Source organism: Pseudomonas sp. TWI628 (genome assembly GCF_039673865.1).
Classification (GTDB): domain Bacteria; phylum Pseudomonadota; class Gammaproteobacteria; order Pseudomonadales; family Pseudomonadaceae; genus Aquipseudomonas.
Genome location: NZ_JBDJMM010000038.1, coordinates 24,520 through 45,240, shown reverse-complemented (window position 1 = coordinate 45,240; position 20,721 = coordinate 24,520). Strand labels below are relative to the sequence as shown.

The window sequence follows — 20,721 nt, the reverse complement described above, 5'->3', positions numbered from 1 at the left end:
GGATAGTTCCAAGAAAAAGCCCGCCGAAGCGGGCTGGATCAATCATCTGCGCTCGAGCAACTGCCTCGCCGCGCCGTTCGTTTTAAAGTCGCGCAGCATCAGCTCGTAACCACCCTGGGCGCCATCCAGTATTACCTTCCGGATATCCTCTTTGGACAGAGAGCCCGTCCCGTTACTGAAGTGGATGTGCTGAGTTATGCCGCCGAAGCTGATCGAGGAATCCCCACCGCCGCCATCACCTCCACCGGCGGCCATGACACCGAGAGAGCCGTCCGGCCCACGGTGCAGCGGCAGGATTGCCTCTGGCCCGGCCTCAGCGAAAATGCCAGCGCCCTTGGCGAAGGCGAACATCTGCGGACTGTCGTACACCTGGCCGGAATAGGCCGAAAGGCTTGGCGACTCATAGACGCCGCCCTTGGCATTCTTCACGAACGATCCTTCGCTGAACCCGCTCATGGTGCCCTGGCCGAGCGCTGAACTGCCGCCGCTCAGGAAGCCGAACGCCGAGCTGAGGAAACCAGCTGCGGCCTGGCGGACCTGAATCCGTATCAGGTCCTCGATGATCGAGTCAGCGAAGTCGCTGAAATTCGCCTTGCCGGTTTTGACGAACTCGACGACACCGTCCTCCAGGTTGCCGAAGGCGTTGGTGAACAGGTCCTGAGTCTGCCCGGCTACATCCGCCGCGCTGTCCAGGTAGTTTTGAAGGGCCGCCGATGCACCATTGCTCCACTCAGCCTGTGCTGCATCGATCTTGGCGAAGCTGTCTTCCTGCACCTGGACCAGCTTGGCGCCATACTCCTGCCTCAGCGCGATCTGTTGTTCCAGCTCCTGCCGTTGCTTCGCGGTCGACGCGGTGGCCAACTCCTCGCGCAGGGCCAGGATCTTGCTGTTGTTGTCCTGCTCCAGCGCCAGCCTGGCCTGCGCGCGGCTAGCGGCTTTGTCGCCCATGCCCACCGCTGCGGCAGCTGCATCACCCTGTTCACTGGCAATCGCCAGCTGACGCTCAAGGTCTGCCTGGTACTTCATTGCTCGACTCAGGCCGCTCGAAGCCTGCACAGCAGTGTTGAACTGCTCGGCGAGCGCGCCAATGGCCTTGCCATATTCTTCGGTGGTGATCTTCTTCTCGGCCAGCAGCAAATCGAGGTTCTTGGTCTGCTTCTGGAATTCATCGGAAGCAGCACCGACTGGGTCGTACGCCTTTTTGAGCTGCTGGTATGCCGTCGCCGCTTCCTTCAGTTGCTGCGCCAGCTTGGTCTGGGCGGTAGTGGCGTCCTTGGTTTCCTGCTTCGCACCCTGGTTAGCCTTTTTCTGCGCCTCGATCGCACTCGCTGCCGACAGGATTGCCTGGCGATCAGTTTCGGTGAGGTCGGTATGCTCCCCAATGTAGCGATTAGCGATCTTTGTGGCGTCGCCGTTGTCCTGCAGTCCGGCCAGCTGCTTTTGCAGGGTATCAAGGTAGGTCTGCCCGGCGGTGCTCATTCCGGCCTTCGCGGCGTTGTTCGCCTGCGTCGACGCGGTGTTCTGGTCAGTTACGCCCGTCAGGACGCGCAGCGTTTCGGCGATCAACCCTGAGCGCTGATCGGCATCGCTGACCGCGCCGGCTTGAGCAATCCACTTCTGCACTGTTCCGGCTGGAAGTTGCAGACGATTGCCGACTTCTTGCAGGACTGGAGATAACCCCTGGCCAGATGCACGCGCCTCGTTGAGACGATCAATCAGGCCCTGATACTCCGCCAGTTGGCGGTTGTACTGCCCTCCAGAGTCACGAGCAGGAGCCGTGACTACGGCAGACCGGATGGACTGGGCCAATTCGCCATACGCATCCTTGACCTTATCTGCGGCGTTGACCTGCTCCTGCTGCCACTTCACCAGCGACGCTTCGCGCTGGTCTTTGTTGAGTTTCTCGAACTCATCTCGAAGCTGAGCAACGGGCTTGTGCAGATCGTCTAGGCTCACGCTTGCCTGGTCTGCGTTATCTCGCAGCAGAAGGAAACTGGCCGCAGCTGTGCCGGCCAGTATCGCGAGCCCAACTGGACCTCCCAGCGCTGAAAGCAGGCCGCCAGTTGTAGCACGGGTTAAGTTGGCTTGAGCAATGGCAAGCGCTTCAGTAGAGGCTGTCAGCGAAGACTGCTTTGGAAGTAGCTGCGACTGCACCATCGATAGGCGCTGAAGCCCCGTGGTAGCGGCCACCGACGCCTGAGCTTGTTGCAACTGAGCCTGGGCATAAATACGTTGAGCCTCGGCAGCGCTGAGGGCGGCTTTGGCATTTTGAACTTCAGCAACCCGTTGTTTCAGAGCGGTAGATACCGCTATACCGGCCTTGGCGACATAGTTTGTCAGCGCCGCGACGCCGGCTCCGCCCATCGCCACGGCCACGAGATCGACGTTGTCAGCGAGAACCAGCAGAACCTTCGACAAGGTGCCGACCGCGCCGGTTTTGTCCTCCAGCCCCCCCAAGAAAGTACCAACAGCGTTGCTGATTTTCGTCAGTGCGTCCTGGACGCTCGTTGTCATCTCCGCTGCAGCCTTGCGGTTGACCTCAACAGTCCGTAAAAGACCTGTGTTGATATCCTCCAGAGCTAGTTTTCCCTCATTGCCAAGCTTGCGGATTTCATCCGCGCTCTTACCGGTACCGCTGGCAATGGCATCTACTATTGTGGGCATCGCGGTCTGAATGGAAATCCAGCCATCTGCCTCGACCTTTCCAGTTTGAAGCGCCTTCGAGTAAGCATCCAGCGCAGATCCCGCTTTGTCTGCCGATGCTGCGTTGGTAACTAAAAGGAAACTGAAGCTATCAGTGATATCGAGCGTCTGCTGGGTACTGAAGCCCAGGGTTCGCATCACATCAGCCGTGCGAATGTAGAGCTCTTGTGCTTCCGCTAAAGGGCGATAGGTATCGTTCGCTGTTTCCAAGAGGTGCTTCTGCACCATCTCGTACTCGCTAGCACTGCCAGCAGCGGCTCTCATGCGGTCCGACATTTGCCCGTAAGCATCGACCTGCTTGATGATTCCGCCAATTAATCCAGCGCCTGCCACCGCAGCAAAGGCGCCGCGCATGAGGGCCCCAGCCCCCTCTGCCGCACCGCCAACTCGGTCGAATGCTGAATCAACAGTTGCCAGGTTTCGATCAATTGCCTGGCTTGATTTGGATACCAACTGGTCAGCCGTCGCCAGTTCACGGCGCAACTGAGCAGTGGTCGCCTCTATTTGAACCAGCATGCCCTGAACTTGTTGGTCGGCCACAAAAAACCCCACAAAAAGAAAACCCGCCGAAGCGGGTTGTTTGAAGAATATTTCTTACTGGATGGTTAATTCACCAACGCTCCAAAGCTTCGTCTTCCTATCGTAGGAAATCTTTGCCTGATAAACGCTGCGAATCATTGCACCGAATCCGTTCTGCGAATCTACATAAGCTGAGACCTGGAAACCGCAAACCCCATCAGCGAACACATTAACCCCGCGATCACTGACATATGGAAACTCTGCAGACTTTGGAGACTTCAGCCGTTGTTTGACGAAGTTCTGAGACATCACAAAGGCCATCGTCGTATCGCCGCAGTCCCTTGCTTGGGCCTCGATATCGCGCTGAGGGCTGTTCTTCCATGAGTAGAACCAACCCCAGCTTCCAACAAGCACCACTGCCGCAACAGCGAGCGTAGATCGAATTTTACCCTCAGCACTCTTCGAGGTTGCTGCCATCACAGAGCAGGTCACGTAGACCACAAAAACAACAGCAACTGTGAATAGGATCATCAGAAAGGTCATGTTCAACTTCCATGTTGTGGAACACGAAATTCTACACGCAGGTCAGCCCTTTCTCCCAGTTAGCGCCATCCTCAGCTTGTCAGCCACACCAGACGCGCTCGGCTTCTCCTTCGCTCCCTGCTTCTTCCCGCTACCGAACGGGTTGGTCATCTGCGCCCACTCGATCCTGGCATCCATGGCCATGAACAGCTCAGGGAGCGGCGTAGACCAGGCCACATCAGGCGCCCATCCAAGCCAGCCCGTGGCGATCGCATACAGCCGGTCAACGTAGCTGCCATCCTCGACAGCGCTTACGCCGTCCCGGCTTGGTCGTTTCCCTGGTCACCGCCTCGCGGATTGTATAAATCGCCCAGGTACTTGGTGACTACCGGGGTCAACCCGGCCACGCCTTCCTGCCATACCTTCTCGGGCAGAGCTTCGGCAGCCTTCCCCTCTAAGCCAGCGCCAGCGGCGATGATGAAGGCCACCGAATCTACACCGACTGCATGCAGGGCTCCTGATGCGCCGCGCAGACCGCCAAACCGGCTCTCGATGGTACGAACAGCCTTCAGGGTAGGCTTCAGGGTGAATTGCTCGTCGCCAAGTTTGACGGTCACGGTGCCGTGCAGAGTGTTGTTCATCGTTCAATCCTGTGAGGCCGGGGCAGGAGCCCCGGCTGGGTTACGGGGTGACGGGAGCCGGCAGCAGCTCGAGGATGTCCGAGTTGATGCCGATGGTGACGTTGCGCCGCACGACGTTGTCAGCAGCACCTGGTGCGACGGTGTTGTTCATCACCTTGCCACGGAAGTAGAACGTGGATGGATTTACCACCGGGCTAGCATCTGGATCGCCGTCGTTGAGGGTGATCTTGATGTTGTAGTCACCTTTGCTGCGGTCCTTGTGCGCGGTCTTGACGGCAGTCTGGCCGGCATCACCATTATCCAAGCCCACAGTGAGGGTCAGGTCGCCGGCGTCAGCAGTGCCCTTGTACTTGCGCACGCGCCCGTCCTTGAGCGACACGAAGGTCACGCTGCTGAAGGTGTCGCCGAACTCGCCCAGGTCTTCGATCTCGCCCACTTCAACGTAGGTGTCGGCCTTGTATTCGGTTTCGGTGTCGGCGCCGGTCTTGCCGCCAATGAAGAATCGGCAGCCGGCGGCTGTGTTGAGGTTGTCGTCGGCCATGGGGGTTCCTCCAAAGGCTCATTGGATAAAAGCCGCAGCGCGGCAGGTGGATGATTCAGTGGGTGGTTATCACACGAACGGTGATCGAGCCCTGGTAAGTGATGCCATCGGCGTCGCGCTGGGCGTCGGACTGCTCGACCCGGACGGAAACCGCGCGCCCCACCTCTAGCGGCAGCCGGCGCTCATCCAGGGCGGCGATGACTTCGCCGTTGATGCGCTTGACCTCGGCCTGCCCCACGGCATCGGACCAGACCGACAGGTACAGCAGGCGCGTTTCGCGCTTGCGACCCGAGATCGGGCTGTTGTTGACCGAGACCTCACGGTCGATGGAGACGTACGGCATGTCAGCGTTCAGCGGTGCGCCATCGTAGATCGGGCAGCTGACCTCAGCTTGAAGCCTGGCGAAGATAGCCTCCTGCAGAGCCAGTGATGGGTCAGCCATTACCCACCCCCAGACTTGCCTTGCGCAACGTGCGGCGCACGGCCGCTTCGATGTCCGCCATCACGTACTCCCTGTTGACCTGCATCGACGGGCGGAGCCACGGGTGGGCTGGCCTGGCCGGGATGTCCGGGTACTTGCCGAAGAAGTGCGTGCCGTCGCTTTTGTTGGTGGCCTTGCGATTTCGGTTGCCGGCGCGCTTCCCGCCGAGGTAGCCCTTGGTCCCGTACTCGATGAAGCGCAGGTAGTAGAACTTCCGGTTGGCGCGCTTGCCACGGATGCCGATCTGCGCGTCCAAGCCGCTCGGCGAAACGTACACCGTCAAGGCTGCGGCCGCCGCCCCGGTGTCCTTGGGCATCAACTGCCGCTGCGTCTCCAGAATCCGGTTCGCCGCCTCCAGCATCGCGGGCTGAAGCTCGTTGTCCATCGTCTTGTGAATGTTCCGCAGCGTCCGGCGTAGCCGGATATCGCCACGAATGCTGGACCGGCGTGCCATGGCTCACTCCTTGGCCTGGGCGCCCTTCACTGGCTTATCAGCGGTGGAGGCCTCTTCTTTGATTTCCACGGCATAGCCCCGGGCGATCAACCCTTCGCCATATGCCTTGTCGACGACGAAGACCTCGCCCTTCTCGCGCTCACCAGAGGCGCCGGTAAGCGGCCCCAATGCTTGAATTTTCATGGTTCACCTCATGGGTTTGCCACCGATGAGCAGAGAAGCCTCATCAGCGTGTTTTCGTTGTCAGGGAGCACAGCCTGGACCTCGTATGTGACCCCTCGTCGAGTGAGCCGACAGCGACCCGCCACGATATCGGTGCGCGGCCTAGAGATAATTTCGGTAGTTACGACGGCCTCCAGCTTCTCAGCGACCGGTGCTACCCGGCCGCTGGGGGTCCGGATCTCGCCCCACATTTCAGGGCGTTCAGCTGGAAGCCACGTCACGGTGGCGCCCCCGGATTTAGTGCGCTCCTCGTGCCGGATGGTCACTTGGAGTCGATGACGCAGCGGGCCGGATCTCATATGCCCCACCCAATTCGATGTGGTGTCAGGAGCGCTACCGAGCCTTTCGGCAACTCAGTGGCAATGGTCCCGATCACGACGTCTTCCCGGTTAGCGTATAGGTGCCCGAGGATCAGCAAGCAGGCAGCCTTGATCTGCTTATTGCAGACCATGGGGGACTCGCCGGCATCGTCGGCAGCGACTGCTTCGTCCAACGCCTGCTGATCTGCGTAGAAGCGACGGTTCAGATAGTCCATCGCCTGCCCTTCTGCCGCCTCGATCAGGAGCTCCAGGTATTCGTCATTATCGTCGGGGTCCCGAAGGTGATGACGGGCAATGTCCAAGCTGATGACCGGCATACGCTCACTCCCTCAGTGGCTCAAGAGATGCCAGCTTTCGCTCAACCAGCTCTTCAGCGTGACGACGAGGCACCGAATAGGCCGGACCACCGCGACGGCGCAGCTCGCCTTCATCCATGTAGGACCGCATCGGATAGATTTGAAGAGTTGCCGGGTTGGGGTTAGCCGCACCCGGGTCCTCTCCGACCGACTGCACTGTTTCGTCGGTGTTGCCGGGCAGCTCTGGTGCATTCTGACCTGCGCCTTCCGACCAAACCGCTCCCTTAGCGAGGGCTTCGGTATTGGTGCCCAGGTCGCCTGCAGAGAAGCCCGATCCGGTACCCGTGCCCACAGGCGCTTCCGGTAGTGCTAGCTCTGCGCTCTCCGTCGAGCCTGGAACGGTTGCGGAGGCGACCGGTTCGTCAAGATTCGGCGAGGCTGTACCGCTAGGAGGAAGGGTCAAAGCCCGATCCTCGAGCTGGCTGCCGCTGATTTCGGTGCTCGAAACAGGGCCCTTCGGTTCAACCGTGGACTCTGGTTTTTCCTGTTTACGTGCCATAGGGATACTCCAGAAGGGCGCCATTGCTGACGCCCCGGTCAGAAGAAGTTACGGGGTGCCGATCAACTGGCCGGTGACGAAGGCTTCGTCGCGGTAGATGGCAAAGGCCAAGCGCTCTTCCGCACGGATCGTTGCCATGTTGTTCTCGAAGTCCTTGTCGTTCTCGGTGGAGATCAGCACTTCGATTTCCATACGATCGAAGATCTGAGCGCCGAGCTTGAACGCACCGACAAGGAAATCGTCCTGGGTCATGGCTTGGGTGGAGACCACCGGACGATTCCAGAGTTTGGCGTTGGTGCCTTCCTGAGGCTGACCGATGATGTAACGGCCTTCCCCGTCTTTGGTCAGCTCGATGGCTGCCCAGTCGATCGGGTTGAGCACGATGCCGTCGGATGGAAACTCGGCCAGTTCGGCTTGCAGCAGAGCCATGCGCAGGCGGTCAATCCGCTGCTCGCCGACCACCGTCACGCCAGTGGGCTGGGCATAAAGCTGAGCAACAGTCATAAGGCCCTGCAGGTTGGCGCCAGTACCGCTGCCGTAGAGCAGCTGGGCTTCTTCCGCCATGTTCAGGCCGTAACGAGCGCGAGCGTCGATGTAGCTCTGCAGCGCCTTGGCATCATCGAGCATCTGGCGGCTCGCCTTGAACAGGTGAGCAATGGTGCGGACGTTCGCGGTTGCCAGGGCGAAGGTGATGTCGGAATACGGCTTGGCGGTACCCTCCGCGACCGTACGCGCGTTGTTGGTGTAGCCAGTCTCACGGATGTACTCGATGGAGTTCGACTCCGTCTCACCCGGCGCCACCAGATCGCGAATCGTCAGTCGGCGCTGTGGCGGTGCGACGACGCCGGCCAAGCGCTGGGCAGAAACCAGGTCACCGCCGGTAGCAGTGGTGATGGCGGCGCGCGGCACGGAAACACGACGCGAGCCGCGGAAGGAAGAGCTCATGTCCTGCATTTCTTCGCTGCCGACCACCAATGCGCCGACCGACTTCTGCGGCTCATCCTGATGAGAGCGGTCACGGTTGGCATTCACAAGCTTCTGCTCGGTCTCGCCCAGGCGGGCGTTGAGTTCGCCCTGCTTGGTCAGCAGCTCGTCGACCTTGGCGCGAGTGTCGGCGTTCATTTCGCCGGAGGCCTTGATCTGTTTCTCGACCGCCTCGGCCTGGCTTTTGATCTGGTCGCCAATGCCCTTGAGGCTGGCGTTGAGTTCCTTGACTTGGGCTTCAAAGTCCATGGTCACTTTCCTTTCAGAGAATTGAGGAGATTGGTTGCCGCGCTGAGAGAGGCGGAGAGGTCTGGCGCGACAGCGCGGGGCTTATCGGTCGGGGCAGCGTTATGCGTGCCCCCGCCGGCAGCGCGAGGCATGCCGGACTTAAAATTGGCGAACAGTTCGCGGCGCTCGGAGCGAGTCATTCCTGCTTTAGCCAGGGCTACATCCATGGCCTTGAGCGCATTGGCCTGAGTGGCTTCTTCCGTTTCGCGCTCGGTGACCTCGGTAGCCGACAACAGTCCGGTGGCGAGGCCGAGCTCCACGGCGCGCTTGCCGCGGAGGTAGGTTTCATCGTCCATGAGTTCGGCCATATCTTCGGGCGACTGCCCGCTGGTCTCGGCGTAGAGGTCGGCCATCGCAGCATCGAACTCCTCCATGTCGTCGGCGATGTCGCGCAGGTAATTGCGATTGCCGGCGAGCCAGGTCCAGCAGTTGTGGATCATGAGGAAGGCGCTGCTGGCCACCTCTCGCTTCTTGCCTGCCAGGAAGACAATCGAAGCAGCGCTGGCCGCCATGCCGAGGACCTTGGTGGTAACCTGATGGCTGTGTTCTTGCAGGCGGTTGTAAATGGCAATGCCTTCGAACATGTCGCCACCTGGCGAGTTGATGTAGACGGTCACATCACGTTCGCCGATTGCCCGCAACGCAGCGTCAATTCGTTTCAGCGTGACACCCTCGCCATACCAGTCCTCGCCGATCACGCCGTACACGGTGATGGTGTCCGAGGTGTTCTCAACGGCCGCCTGGATCGCGGGGTTCCATTTATCGAGCGCGCGCGGGCTCATCTCGCTGCGAAGGCCGCGAGACTGGATTTTGTACTTCATGGATTGCTCCCGAGATTTACTTTTCCGGCTGTTTCAGCCAGTTCATCAATGCGGCCCTTGCGGCCTGACCATCATCTTGCTTGCCCAACTGGTCCAGCGGCACCAGGTTTGACTGAACCGTCAGGACATCACCGCCAGGCATGTGCGGCATGTTGTCTTTGCGACGACCTTCGTTCCGAGTGATAAAGCCGTTTTGGGCCATAGTGCTGAGGTACGCGGCGCGTCCGGAGCTGTCAGCCCTCAAGAACGCCTCGAGGGAGAACTCCGAATAGAAATTGATGCGGTCCACCGCCGTCATGCACCACTTGTTCACGCACTGCTCGATCGGCGCCGTGAAGGACATGATGCAGTAGGTGAGAAACGCGATCTGCTGCTGCTCCAGGCCTGTGCCCCAGTTACTTCCCTTGTCCGTCTTCATCACCATCCAGGGCGGCACACCGAACCAGCGGCAGATCTCTTCGATGCTGTGCCCTCTCGACTCCAGCAGCTGAGCGTCAGCAGGATTGATGCCGATCATTTCCGGCTTCACGCCTTGCTCAAGCACTGGGCTCTTGCCAGCGTTCAAGGCCCCAGAGATCGTCTTGACGTACTCGCGGAATTCAACGCGCTGCGCAGGGTTAAGCGTCTTGTCCACCGAAAACGCGACGGTAGGCATCATGCCGTTGCGGAAGGTGCTATTGGCGGCATCGTCAGCTGACATCGCCGAACCGAATACATCCGCGCCATACCGAATGGCGGAAAGGCCGACCCGACCATCCAGGGTGAAGGCCGGGATGTGCAGCATGTTCTGCCGTACGATCTCTCGACGCGCGCCCTTTCGCGGCCTGAAGAAGTACCTAAGCCGACCGTCATCATCGAACTCCAGGTCAACCCGGGACGGCATCAGGAAGTCCAGCGCGATGACGCGTCCTGCGGAACGGTGGATCTCGCAGTAAGCATTCCCCCACAGCAGCATCGAGGCAACGACTGCTTGCCAAAAGTGGAAAGCGGCCATGTCCTCGTTGGGACTGGTGTGCACAACGTCGTAGAGCGGAAAGTCCCGAGCACTCTCGCGGCTACCATCTGGCATTCTCTTGTAGATGCTCAACGGCAACCCCGCCACCGAGGTGGAAATGATGCGGACGCAGGCCCACACGGTAGAAAGGCGCATCGCCTTGTCCACGCTGACAGACTTGCCGCTGCTGGACTGAGCGCCCGAGAATGCGCTCCAGAATCCGCCATCCGACAGCTTGATGGTCCTGCCCAGCCATTCACCAACACTGGCTGAAGGCTTGGTGGCTGCAGCACCCAATGCCTGGGATAGGGTTTTAATCACTGGTCAGCCCTCGGCGAAGGAAGCCGGCGATGCAGAAGAAGCTCACCGACCCCGCCAGCAGGGCCCAGCCAGTGCCGGCCAGAACCCATACCCCGGCACATGCCAGGCAGAAAGCCACCAGAGCGCAAGCGATGAAGATATGAAGTGCGTTCATGCGATCAGTGGGTCCCGAATGCCAGCCATGAAATTGTCCATTCCTCCGCGCCCCTCAGGATTGAGGCTGATCAGAGAAACGGCGTTGAATGTAGCCATCAGCGGGTCGATCTTTGCCGTGCCCGAGGCTTGCTTGGTAATCAAGAAGGCGTTGGCCGAAGGCACCCCTTTGGCGTTGCCGCAGGACCAGGCCATGAGCGGCTGGCCGCAGTGCAGCAGCGTGCCCTCGGCAAGCTTGCGCTCGGTCGTCTTAATCGCGCCGGTGAGCTTCCAGCCCTGGGAAATGCCAACAATCTTGTCTTCCTCGACACCGGCATCAGCCAGGGCGTCGAGAACAGAACCGATTCCCGCGGGGTCGAGGCCGACCTTGTCCAGCAGCCCCGTCTCGTTGATGCGCTTGACGATGGCTGCGAATTCCTCGACGTCGTCGCCTATCCGCTTGACGATGGTCAAATCGCCAATCGCTTCGAGATCCTTGAGCCTGGGTGCTTCGGACTTGCGCCGCTCAAGCACCGAGGGGTGGGCCCAGGCATGCGCCCAGTGGAACCACCGTCGCGTACCTGTCTCTCGGCCTATGACGGCAAGCCCGAGCAAGTCGTCCAGGCCGCCGCCGTCACCGCCCACATCAATGACCTCGCACCGCTCAAGGATCTGCTCCAGGTTGAGCCAGGTGACCGCCTGTGGCTCCCAGAACTCTGCGCCTACCCAGGCGTCCGACATCAGGGCCAGGCCGATCTCGATGTTGAGGTGCTTGGCCAGGAAACCACGCAGCTCCGCTTCGCCGTCGATCTCAGCCTGCATGAACAAACGCTCAAGCGTGGGGCGATCTACCGAGAACCCCATGTTCGGGTTCACCAGGTGGAAGTTCTCGGGCTTGCGCGCGGCGCCACTGTCGATCATCTCTTTCGAGAATTCGTAGATGATCGGCAGGAAGCGATTGTCGTTGATGCGGCCATCACGCACGCCGCGAGCATAATTCAGTTTCGACCGGAACACCCCGGCCGGTGGCTCATTCGATTGCGTGGTCAACCAGATGACGAAGCCTTCAGGTCGGGACAGCAGGCCACCGGTGGCCTCCCGAATCATGTCAGCGGCTTTCGGGTTCTTGCCGAACAGCCAGGCCTCGTCGATCAGCACGCCAACGGCCTTCTTGCCGCCCACCACGTCGCTATCAGCGGCGACGACCTTGAGCGTGGCGCCCGTCTCACGATGAGTGATCAGCCGAAGGTGTGGCTGCACGTGCAGCAGGTCCTTTAGCTCTTCGTCGTTGTTGACCATGTCCTTGGCCGGGACGAAGGCGTTGTCGGCAATCTCTTTGGTCGGCGCGAGGATGATGAACTCTGCCGACTTACGCCAGTTGCGGACCAGCGCAGTCAACATGATCGCAGCAGCAATGGTCGACTTGCTGTTCTTCTTCGGGATGCAGAGCATGAATTCCCGAATGAGACGCTCACCGGTCTCGCTGTTGTAGCTGCCGAACACTGCCCCGGCGAAAGCAAGCACCCAGGGGGCACATGCGCTCTCGATAGTGGGGCTGCCTGGTGCATCGACGATGCGAAGCCCCTTGAACACCTCAAGGCTTTCTTCGGCCTCCTGTGGAAAGAGCGGCTCCGGGATGATGGATTCGCTGGCAGCCAGCCGCCGCCACCAGTCTGGGCAGGCCGTAGTCCAAAGCATGCGTCACCCCTTGACGACAGTGAGGGGCGGCTTGCTCTGGGAGTACTTGCCCTTGCCGGCCTCTTTCGCGGCTTCCGCCTTCTGCTCTTTCTTGCCTGCCTCGGCCTTCTTCCCGTGGATGTAGGGAACAGCCGTCTGCGCAGCGTTGCGCCGATCGAAGACTTTCGCCCTGGGCTCATTCATCAGCGCGAGCAACCATACCAACGGATCATCAGTGGACGGCAGGCAACTCAGGAATTCGCCGTCAGCCTCGTTGACCTCGACGGATTCATCGGCGGGCTCATCATCCTTCGGTTTGCCTCTGCGTTTTTTCGGCTCAGGGTTAACACTGAGCTCTGCCCGGCGAGCCAGAATTGCAGATGCGATCTTCGGATCTTTGGACCAGCGAGAACCGGCTGCAGCAGCCGTCGAGGGCTTGCTGCCCGCGGCTTCCGCCGCTTCTTTGTTTGACGCACCCCGGGCCTTAGCGTCAACAAACTGTCGCTGTTTGTCTGTTAACACCATTAACAAAAACCTTTAGGGGGGAGAAAAATGTCTACGTGGGGTCGGAGGCGGTCTAGCGAGGTGAGAATCGCTACATTTTGACCTCCCCCACCCTCGCAGCACGTCATTGGCGTGCTTTGAAGCCATCTGACTGGGTTTCGCCAGCTCGCGGGACTCACCCGCCCAGCCCTGCAGCCTCCTCAGCCTGCTTGACCGAGTCGTGGCAGAGCTTGCACAGCGACTGCCAGTTGTCCTGATTCCAGAACAGGTCCTTGTCGCCGCGGTGCGCGACGATGTGGTCAACCACGTTCGCGGCAGTGGTCCTGCCGGTTTTTGCGCAGAAGACGCACAGTGGATGGTCCCTCAGGTACTGCTCGCGGGCCCTCTGCCATCGGTAGTTGTAACCGCGTTGCGAGCTGGTCATGCCGCTCCGCCAGCTGCCGGGCGTAACCACTTTGACCCGTGACCCTGCGCACTCCTTGATCCTTGAGCCCAACGTTTTGAGCCGAGCCATCACTGCGTCACCCGGTTGAGCGCCTCGTCGGCCTTGTCTGCAGCCTGGGTTGCAGTGGTTGCAGCCTTCGAAGCCTTGGTCGCGGCGCTCTCGGTCTTGCTGGTCAGTTCGTCCAAGCGCTTGTCACGCTCGGCCATGGCGGCATCGTAGGCCTGGCGGATGTCATCCACCTGGTGGGCCTGAGTGCTGGCCATCGCCCAGTATGCCGACTGCCAACCCAGCACCGCACCGCCTGCAATAAGCAGCATGGCGATAACCCAGACCTCAGCGCGACGCCACCAGCGACGAGCAATGAATTCAATTGCGCATTTATCCATCAGGCTATGCCTCCAAGCTGGGAGCGAAGCCGGGAGATCTCGGCGCTCTGGGTGGTCACCTTCTCGGTGAGCTGGCCAACCTGGCTGGTGAGGGCTTCGATCTTTCCCTCCATCCGCCCTACTGCTGCTGCGAGTTCGTTACGCTCCTTGGCGAACTGATCAGCACGGGCCTCGGCCAGCTTGCGGGCCTCCCGTTCGGAGTCGAGCAGTTCGTTCAAACGGCGGACTGTGCCTATATCGGCGTTGTCCATAGCTCGGTCTGCGGCATCTTTCGATAGGAACTTCCGCAACCATAAGAAGCCCCCTAGCAATACTGTGCCCGTGCCGCCCAGCCAGGTGGCTGTGCCTGGGCCGAGGTCGGTCGGGTCCATCCAGTTCTCCATAAACGACAAAGCCCAGCTTGGGGGCTGGGCTCAGAAAATCAGTCCTTAACACGCGCAGGAATGACAGGATGAACACAAAATCGCTCATGCGCTCATGGTTGTCAAGCTATTTTTGAGAGTATCGGATCACTCAGAAATCCAAATGCTTCCCGCAATGACCGATAACGAGTTTCTTCTCCGAAGCTGACCAATCAAAATGCACTCGAAGTGTTTCCGCCGCACTGTCTTTTACACCATACTTTAAGTGGCGATCCATGAATATTTTTTGACCTCTGTAATCAAATGTGCGCCTTTTACGCCCATCTTTCGACAAAGATGCCTCATTGGCTGTGAACGAGTTGCCGAATACATTTTTCGCCTGCTGGTCGCCGTAACCTTCTGCCATTAAGTGCCAATAGGCGTTAGCGAGGATCTCTAAAAGCTCATAAGCCTTAGAACTATGCTTGAAACCAGCCTTATCGGATTCTTGCGCAGATGAGTAAGCCGACTCCAAAACCACGATTCGATCCGAGTATAGCGCACCAATTACACTCAGAACCTCGAACAACATCGCGGAACCATTTTTTATGTTTATATAAGCTTCGCGAATTGTAAGAAAAACCTTAGAAAGCTCACTATCATCATCCTCTGCCGCGAGCCTGCCTTCAATGCGATGCTTTAAACTTTCTATAGTTGACTGGGCACGCCTCAGATCTGCCTCATAGCTTTCCAACCTAATAGTTAGAGCCGCAACCTCTGAATCTTTGCACGCTAAATCTTCATCAGCTGCTTCTAGCAACTGCGCATACACCTTCATTTCTTCAGAACTATCTTCTGATCTCGCCTGGGCTGCAGCATTCCCAAGCTTACTTCTCAATACTTCAAGCCTTACCGCTTCGCTTGAAATGTGGGCGCGCTGAAGCGATATATTGCTCCGATGAGTGATAACAGCCAACACCTCAGACGCAAGTGTCGGTTCATCTCGTCCAAATTCTGCATAGTCTTCTGATCGCAAAAGTACGGTTTCTACGTACCTTCCGGAACTGGAGTCTCGACCGGGAAATATCACTCTTACTCCACCAGAGAAAGACATATATCTACGTCCAACAATCTCTTCCAGCTGGAATGTATCCTCATCAGCTGGTATACAAACCACATTAGCCAACCCCAAAACTTGACGCCTGATGACCTCAGGGCTCACCGGGTATTCACCATCCCTAGCACTAACAACAACAAGCGGACTCACCCGGGACTCGTGATTCACATCGGCCAAATAAGCGGATGCGTTATCAATTGTGAGACTTTTAGGATAAAGGCCCGGAGTCCCTGATACCGGCCTACACTTCTCAACCAGCGAATTCACAAGACCAGGCCTCGTCACCTTAATCTGCGATACAACTTTTGCGCTAACCTCATCAGTTTTTAATAGAACGGAGCACTCAACTATTTCGCTACCGGGCCGCTGCCTCACCCCAACCTCGGTAATCCACTGACGACCTTTTAATTTGCTATCCTGATGTACCAAACGAAAATTGAACAAGTACGGTACGTTAAGCTCATCGATCACCGCGCAATTAGTCCACGAGGAAATTGAATATCCATTGACCGAAAAGTTACGTATACCTCCATTCAGCTTTACAGGATCAACGAACGTTTTAGCAGTCCGACCGGCCCAAGCGGCAATAATCTTTATGACCTCCTCGACACCATACTCAGGCTCGAAATCAAACTTATTCGCATACACCAGCATCTCTCAATTCCTTTGAAAAAGTGAGATGGCATTATGCCACGTCGCACGGCTACGGCTACGGCACGCTCATCTATCTTTCTGCTGACGGCTAGGAAGCATAGCTTGCTAGTAGCAAGCCCTCCCTAAGGAGGATTTGCTCTACGTCCGCCAAGGCGTCCGCAACCAGTCCGTTTAGCTTCTCGTAGATATCGCCCCTCCAGCGCCGGCGGGTCGACTCCGGCGTAGCATCGAGATCCCAGGTGTTCATGTCGTAGAAGCTGTCCGGCAGGATGATCACATCCTCTTCGAGCGCCTCAATGCGTTTCTTCGCGGCATGCCCTGCGGCGACCGCAGCATTGACTGTTGCTTCGCGGCGCCACGCCGACGCATCCAGGGAGATATCTACCGACACAGATTGCGGCGCCTTCCGGCGTGCGCCCTTGAGCTGTGGGATGGCCCACGCGGTCACGGCCTTGTAGATGAACAGTGTCGGTGCAGGGCTCGCGATGAGTGGCCGAATCAGGGTGATCGCCTGAACCTTCTTCGCCTTGTTGGTGCTGTACTTGGCGACCAGTGCATCCCAGTGCCTTCCCGTGAGCATGTGGTGCAGGCGCGCCGACAGCCAGTAATCCACCTGGGTGCGGTCAATGCCGCCCGATCGGCCTCCCAATGAGGCCAAGCAGCCGCCCTCCTCCTCTGCCGATTTGTACAGCTTCTGCCAGGCCTGGGCCTTCGCCGATCCCTTCTCGCCCGCCGCCAGAGCGGCAACTACTGCACCCGAAACGCTTCTGTAAACCATGGTCCTTCCCCCTAATCCCCGGTGTAGTTGGAGCCTCCAGCGCCGCGCTGGTTGCTTCCCTGATATGTCGCCTCAGGCCCGGATGCCTGAGGGTTCTTCAACTGCTCGATATGCCGGAGCGCTGCCCGCAGCCTCATGCTGAGCTGGGTCACCAGTTCATCCAGGGCCAGAGCCTCGCCGGTTGCTGCCGCCACAAAGCCCGAGGCATGGCAGTGGCCGCATGGCAGTTCGTGAAACACACCCTGTGTGACTGCTCTCCCACGGCACAAAGGGCACGGAGCCAACTTGATCGCAGCCTTCTTGAAGGCAGGGCCATGGCTCTTCCTTGTCACTTTGAATCCTCGCTAATTACAAATTCGGCAAGGTGGCTGGAAGCCTTGTGTTCCGCTGGCTCGCCCGAATTCTGTGAAATTTCGGATAAGGCCTTGGTAAGGCCGTGAATGGCACCAAAGCCGATGCCGTCCAACCAGGCGTGCCACTTCTCCAGGGCTGCCCGGCGCTGCTGCATGGCCTGGGTGTGGATGTAGGTGCTGGCGATCTTGCCGAGCGTGTGGTTCAGCAGCATTTCGCCGATGTGGCCGTCGATGCCGAGGTCAGTCCAGGTGGTACGGGACACCTTGCGCAGGTCGTGGCTGGTCCACTCGCCCTGCCCCAGCCGGGTGAACACCATGCTCGCCTGGGTTTCGCTCAGCGGCAGCCCGCGCCGGTTCGGGAACAGATACACGCCCTCGTAGCCCCGGGTCTGCTGAATCGCCCGGTACCGGCTCAGCAGCGCCGACACCTGGGCGGTCAGCGGCAGACGGTGCTCGGTGCGGGTCTTCGTGTTGGCCGCTGGAATGAACCACTCGGCAGCGGCCAGGGAGATCTCGCTCCAGCGCGCCATACGCGTTTCACCAATCCGGGTGCCGTGGGCCAGCATCATCAGGGCCAGCATGGCGTCGCCGGGCTCCTCGTCGAAGGCCTTGGCCAGCTGCTGCATCAGCTCCGGCAGCTGCACATCACGCAGGCGGGCGGCCTTGGGCAGGATCTTCGCCTTGGTGAAGTCGTTGAAGCGCATCCCGGCCATTGGGTTGCGGTCGATCAGGCCCAGCTGCAGCGCCTGGCGGAAGGCGGTCAGCAGCAGCGCGAACATCTGCCGCAGGTAGGACAGCGAAACCTCGGCCTGGCACGGCCACATCAGGAGCTTATCCAGCGCATCGGCATTCACACCGGCCACGGCTAGGTCATCCAGGCGCGGCTTCAGGTGCTGGGCAATGGCGGATCGGGCGCCGGCCTTGCGCTTCGTCGAGAGCGAGCGGTCACGCGCCATCCGGTCGCCGTACCAGTCCAGCAGTTGGCCCACGGTGGCCATGCCCGACGCCACGGGCGCCGTGGCCGGGTCACGCAGAAGGCGTTGACGCAGCGCGGGCAGTTCGGCAATCACCGCCGCCACGGTCAGGTCAGGCCAGCGGGCGACCGGCACCCACTTCTTGCCGCGCACCAGGTGCCAAGTTCCGCGCTCGCGGTTGCTCCAGAAGCGCAGGTACAGGCCCGGGTGACGCGGGTCGCGCAGGTCGCGCACTGACTTGTCGGCGGCCTGCCGGCGCACTTCGGCCTCGCTCAGCTTCACTTCCCGGGTCGCGCTCATGCAGCCACCGTGGCAGGCAGCAGCAGGTACGAGCGGATGGCCTCGACCGCGTCGATGTTGCCCCGGCAGACGATGGCCAGGTAGTTCTCATTCGTCAGCAGCTGCAGAAAGGCATCCTGGCTGGCCGAAACCGGCGCATCGAACGGCGGCTTGGCCTTGAACTCGATGTACAACCCGAAGTACCCGCCGCGCGCCATCGGCAGCACCAGGTCGGGCACACCGGCCTTGACGCCCTGCCCTTTAAGCTTGGCAGCCACGGCCTTGATCCGGTGCCCGCCGTTCGGGACGTGGTAGATCAGTTTGTAGGCCTGCGGGTAGCGCAGCTGCAATTCTTTCATCAGCGCGGCCTGCTCCTGCCCTTCCCGGTCGACGGGCTTGGCGCGAGCCGGCTTGGCCTTGAAAGGACGAAGGGCGGGAGCATTCATGCGAACAGCACCCCCTCGTTCAGCAGCAGCGCCTGGGTGCGCATGACGCCCTCGGCGTGGTACCGGCGTGCGGTGTTTCGATCCACGGCTTGGCTGCGCCCATCACAGGCATCGTGGCAGGCGCTGCAGGACCAGGCGCCCTGCAGGTCGTGCGGCTTCTTGCCCACGCCGCAGGTGCCCGCGAGGCGGTAATGCGCAAGGACGGTAGTCTCGGGATTGCCGTTGCACACCCCCGGGATGCGCACCTGGCACTCCCGGCCGCGCGCGGCCTTGGTCAGTTTGGTTTGACGCACGTTCAGGACTCCTTTTCGCCGCGGTGCGATTCCCACTCGAAGGGCACAATCACCCCGCCGCCCTCGCGAAGGCGGTCGTAGCAGCGCTCGCCCATGGCATGGCGCAGCTGGTCCCGGTCGAGGTTGGAAATCACCACCGTTGGGCGCATCTGCTCATAGCGCCCGTTGATGATCGAAAACAGGATGGTCAGCTCGAATTCACTCGGCTGTTCCTTACTCGCGCCGACCTCGTCCAACACCAGCAGCGACGGCTCGATAAGGCTGGACAGGATGTCGGCCTCGGACTGTTCGCTGTGGCGGTCGTAAGTGGCGCGGATGGACTGCAGGATCGCGCCCACCGTGCGATACACGGCCGTCGCCGACGTGTTGCGCATCAGCTCGTTGGCCATACCGGCCCCCAGGTGGGTCTTGCCAGTACCGACATTGCCCAGCAGCATCAGGCAACGCCCGGTACGCTCGATCTCCTCGAACGCGGCCACGTAGCGCGTGCAGTAGGCCAAGGCCTTGCGCTGGCCTTCGTGCTCCACGCGGTAGTTGGCCAGGGTGCGCTCGGCGAATCGCTTCGGGATCAGCGCTGAACCCAGCTTGCGGGTCATGGCCTCGCGCTTCAGGCGGGTTTCCTCGGCCTGCTGCTTGGCCTGGCGCTCGGCAATGGCGACCTTTTCGCACTCAGGGCAGCGGCCAACAATCTCGCGCCCCATCAGCATGGTCACCCGCTGCTCGAAGTCGCCGTGATGCTCGCAGTGCGCTGGCTGTACGCGAAATCCAGCGGCGCCTCGCACCTCGGACATGGTAATCACCGATTCAGATCGCATAGGTGCCGTCCTCACGCTCGGCCAAACCGGCGGTATAGTTGCGCTCGTTGAAGCCGTGGTGACGGCTGTTGGGGTTGGCAGGCATCTGGGTGCCGATGCGCTTGGTGACCCACTCCACTTCGAAGCCGCGCCAGCCGTTCTCGACGGCGACTTCCAGGGCTTGAGCTGGCTGGATGCCGAAGGCCTTGCACTGCTCGAGCTTGACGTTCAGGCCTGCCCAAATCCGGGCGGTCACTGGAGCCTTGGCGGCTTTGCGAACCGTCAGGTAGTCAGCGATCAGCGATTCATCCAGGCCGTGAGGGTTGTTAGCCAACATGGCGGCCTTCCCGAACGGTGCTTTGCGGTCAGCTTTGGCCGGAGCCGGCTGCTCATCGCTGGGGGGGCATGTATTTTCTTCCGAAGGAAGAAATACATAGGGGGTTAGATTCTTAGAATAAAGAAGGGAGTCGGCGGTTTTGGTCTGTTTCGACTCTGATCCGATTCGGACCACCTCGGCCGAGTCGGCTGTTTTGGTCTGTTTCGGATCGACGTAGATCCAGTCCTTCGGGTCATTCACACCGATGTCACCCCGAGCACCACCCTCGCGGAACAGAACGCGGCGACGCAGCAGGCTGGATACAGCCTTGGACACTGTGTCAGGGTGAGCGTGAATGGCTTTCGCGATGTCGGTAGCCGGGATGCGTTGAGCACCTGCCCCGAAGTTGATTGTGGCCTTGGCCACGTACAGCACAATCTTCATCTCCCGGGCTGGGAGATCGATAGCCAGCAGGCCATCCATGAGCTGGTTGGCCATCCGGGTGAACCCCCTGGACTTGTCAAGTGGGACTATGTTTGTCATGCTTCATCTCGATCTAAAGCTGT

At 59.9% G+C, this 20,721-nt stretch carries 27 protein-coding genes; all 27 read right to left on the bottom strand.

Features of this window, described 5'->3' with window-relative positions:
* Positions 1-42: 42 nt before the first annotated feature.
* The 27 genes from ABE528_RS24545 to ABE528_RS24415 all read right to left on the bottom strand — a co-directional run bounded on the left by ABE528_RS24545 (position 43) and on the right by ABE528_RS24415 (position 20,698).
* Positions 43-3,243 carry a phage tail tape measure protein gene (locus tag ABE528_RS24545; protein ID WP_346654302.1) on the bottom strand — a complete coding sequence of 1,067 codons (3,201 nt, stop codon included), beginning with the start codon at positions 3,241-3,243 and terminating at the stop codon, positions 43-45.
* Positions 3,244-3,297: 54 nt separating this feature from the next.
* A complete protein-coding gene (locus ABE528_RS24540) occupies positions 3,298-3,765 on the bottom strand; it encodes a hypothetical protein (RefSeq protein WP_346654301.1) in 468 nt (155 codons plus the stop codon).
* A gap of 290 nt (positions 3,766-4,055) precedes the next feature.
* Positions 4,056-4,385 (bottom strand): hypothetical protein, encoded by a 330-nt coding sequence (locus ABE528_RS24535; protein WP_346654300.1) that lies wholly within the window; start codon positions 4,383-4,385, stop codon positions 4,056-4,058.
* A gap of 40 nt (positions 4,386-4,425) precedes the next feature.
* On the bottom strand, positions 4,426-4,926 hold the full coding sequence (locus ABE528_RS24530) for a hypothetical protein (RefSeq protein WP_346654299.1): 501 nt from the start codon (positions 4,924-4,926) through the stop codon (positions 4,426-4,428).
* A 55-nt stretch (positions 4,927-4,981) separates the two neighbouring features.
* On the bottom strand, positions 4,982-5,368 hold the full coding sequence (locus tag ABE528_RS24525; RefSeq protein WP_346654298.1) for a DUF3168 domain-containing protein: 387 nt from the start codon (positions 5,366-5,368) through the stop codon (positions 4,982-4,984).
* Complete coding sequence (locus ABE528_RS24520; RefSeq protein ID WP_212632571.1) at positions 5,361-5,861, bottom strand: HK97 gp10 family phage protein; 501 nt, start codon at positions 5,859-5,861, stop codon at positions 5,361-5,363. Before ABE528_RS24520 ends, ABE528_RS24525 begins: the two co-directional genes overlap by 8 nt.
* Positions 5,862-5,864: 3 nt before the next feature.
* Positions 5,865-6,044: a hypothetical protein gene (locus ABE528_RS24515; protein WP_346654297.1), complete on the bottom strand. Its 180-nt coding sequence runs from the start codon at positions 6,042-6,044 to the stop codon at positions 5,865-5,867.
* Between the two features lie 8 nt (positions 6,045-6,052).
* Positions 6,053-6,382, bottom strand: a complete 330-nt coding sequence (locus tag ABE528_RS24510) for a head-tail adaptor protein (protein ID WP_346654296.1) — start codon at positions 6,380-6,382, stop codon at positions 6,053-6,055.
* Entirely contained in the window at positions 6,379-6,720 is a 342-nt protein-coding gene (locus ABE528_RS24505; protein WP_346654295.1) for a head-tail connector protein, read from the bottom strand. The genes ABE528_RS24510 and ABE528_RS24505 overlap by 4 nt, the downstream gene beginning before the upstream one ends.
* A 4-nt stretch (positions 6,721-6,724) precedes the next feature.
* Entirely contained in the window at positions 6,725-7,258 is a 534-nt protein-coding gene (locus tag ABE528_RS24500; RefSeq protein WP_346654294.1) for a hypothetical protein, read from the bottom strand.
* 48 nt (positions 7,259-7,306) lie between these two features.
* Entirely contained in the window at positions 7,307-8,491 is a 1,185-nt protein-coding gene (locus tag ABE528_RS24495; protein ID WP_346654293.1) for a phage major capsid protein, read from the bottom strand.
* Positions 8,492-8,493: 2 nt separating this feature from the next.
* Positions 8,494-9,351 (bottom strand): head maturation protease, ClpP-related, encoded by an 858-nt coding sequence (locus ABE528_RS24490; RefSeq protein ID WP_346654292.1) that lies wholly within the window; start codon positions 9,349-9,351, stop codon positions 8,494-8,496.
* Positions 9,352-9,367: 16 nt separating this feature from the next.
* Positions 9,368-10,666 carry a phage portal protein gene (locus tag ABE528_RS24485; RefSeq protein WP_346654291.1) on the bottom strand — a complete coding sequence of 433 codons (1,299 nt, stop codon included), beginning with the start codon at positions 10,664-10,666 and terminating at the stop codon, positions 9,368-9,370.
* Positions 10,659-10,820, bottom strand: coding sequence for a hypothetical protein (locus ABE528_RS24480; protein WP_346654290.1), 162 nt, complete (start codon positions 10,818-10,820; stop codon positions 10,659-10,661). Before ABE528_RS24480 ends, ABE528_RS24485 begins: the two co-directional genes overlap by 8 nt.
* Positions 10,817-12,496: a terminase large subunit gene (locus ABE528_RS24475; RefSeq protein WP_301661796.1), complete on the bottom strand. Its 1,680-nt coding sequence runs from the start codon at positions 12,494-12,496 to the stop codon at positions 10,817-10,819. The genes ABE528_RS24480 and ABE528_RS24475 overlap by 4 nt, the downstream gene beginning before the upstream one ends.
* Positions 12,497-12,499: 3 nt before the next feature.
* Positions 12,500-13,000, bottom strand: a complete 501-nt coding sequence (locus ABE528_RS24470; RefSeq protein ID WP_232893603.1) for a terminase small subunit — start codon at positions 12,998-13,000, stop codon at positions 12,500-12,502.
* A 154-nt stretch (positions 13,001-13,154) separates the two neighbouring features.
* Positions 13,155-13,493, bottom strand: a complete 339-nt coding sequence (locus tag ABE528_RS24465; protein WP_346654289.1) for an HNH endonuclease signature motif containing protein — start codon at positions 13,491-13,493, stop codon at positions 13,155-13,157.
* Entirely contained in the window at positions 13,493-13,810 is a 318-nt protein-coding gene (locus tag ABE528_RS24460; protein ID WP_346654288.1) for a hypothetical protein, read from the bottom strand. The genes ABE528_RS24465 and ABE528_RS24460 overlap by 1 nt, the downstream gene beginning before the upstream one ends.
* Positions 13,810-14,181, bottom strand: coding sequence for a chemotaxis protein (locus ABE528_RS24455; protein WP_346654287.1), 372 nt, complete (start codon positions 14,179-14,181; stop codon positions 13,810-13,812). The genes ABE528_RS24460 and ABE528_RS24455 overlap by 1 nt, the downstream gene beginning before the upstream one ends.
* A 142-nt stretch (positions 14,182-14,323) precedes the next feature.
* Positions 14,324-15,922 carry a hypothetical protein gene (locus ABE528_RS24450; protein ID WP_346654286.1) on the bottom strand — a complete coding sequence of 533 codons (1,599 nt, stop codon included), beginning with the start codon at positions 15,920-15,922 and terminating at the stop codon, positions 14,324-14,326.
* Positions 15,923-16,010: 88 nt separating this feature from the next.
* Entirely contained in the window at positions 16,011-16,700 is a 690-nt protein-coding gene (locus ABE528_RS24445) for a hypothetical protein (RefSeq protein ID WP_346654285.1), read from the bottom strand.
* Positions 16,701-16,711: 11 nt separating this feature from the next.
* Entirely contained in the window at positions 16,712-17,032 is a 321-nt protein-coding gene (locus ABE528_RS24440; protein ID WP_346654284.1) for a hypothetical protein, read from the bottom strand.
* Positions 17,029-18,327, bottom strand: coding sequence for a site-specific integrase (locus ABE528_RS24435; protein WP_346654283.1), 1,299 nt, complete (start codon positions 18,325-18,327; stop codon positions 17,029-17,031). The genes ABE528_RS24440 and ABE528_RS24435 overlap by 4 nt, the downstream gene beginning before the upstream one ends.
* Positions 18,324-18,752 (bottom strand): VRR-NUC domain-containing protein, encoded by a 429-nt coding sequence (locus ABE528_RS24430; protein WP_346654282.1) that lies wholly within the window; start codon positions 18,750-18,752, stop codon positions 18,324-18,326. The genes ABE528_RS24435 and ABE528_RS24430 overlap by 4 nt, the downstream gene beginning before the upstream one ends.
* Positions 18,749-19,045 (bottom strand): DUF1364 domain-containing protein, encoded by a 297-nt coding sequence (locus ABE528_RS24425; RefSeq protein ID WP_346654281.1) that lies wholly within the window; start codon positions 19,043-19,045, stop codon positions 18,749-18,751. Before ABE528_RS24425 ends, ABE528_RS24430 begins: the two co-directional genes overlap by 4 nt.
* Before the next feature lie 2 nt (positions 19,046-19,047).
* Positions 19,048-19,860 carry an ATP-binding protein gene (locus ABE528_RS24420; protein ID WP_346654280.1) on the bottom strand — a complete coding sequence of 271 codons (813 nt, stop codon included), beginning with the start codon at positions 19,858-19,860 and terminating at the stop codon, positions 19,048-19,050.
* The gene (locus ABE528_RS24415) at positions 19,850-20,698 is read right to left on the bottom strand and encodes a replication protein (protein ID WP_346654279.1); all 849 of its coding nucleotides are present in this window, start codon (positions 20,696-20,698) and stop codon (positions 19,850-19,852) included. The genes ABE528_RS24420 and ABE528_RS24415 overlap by 11 nt, the downstream gene beginning before the upstream one ends.
* Positions 20,699-20,721: the final 23 nt, after the last annotated feature.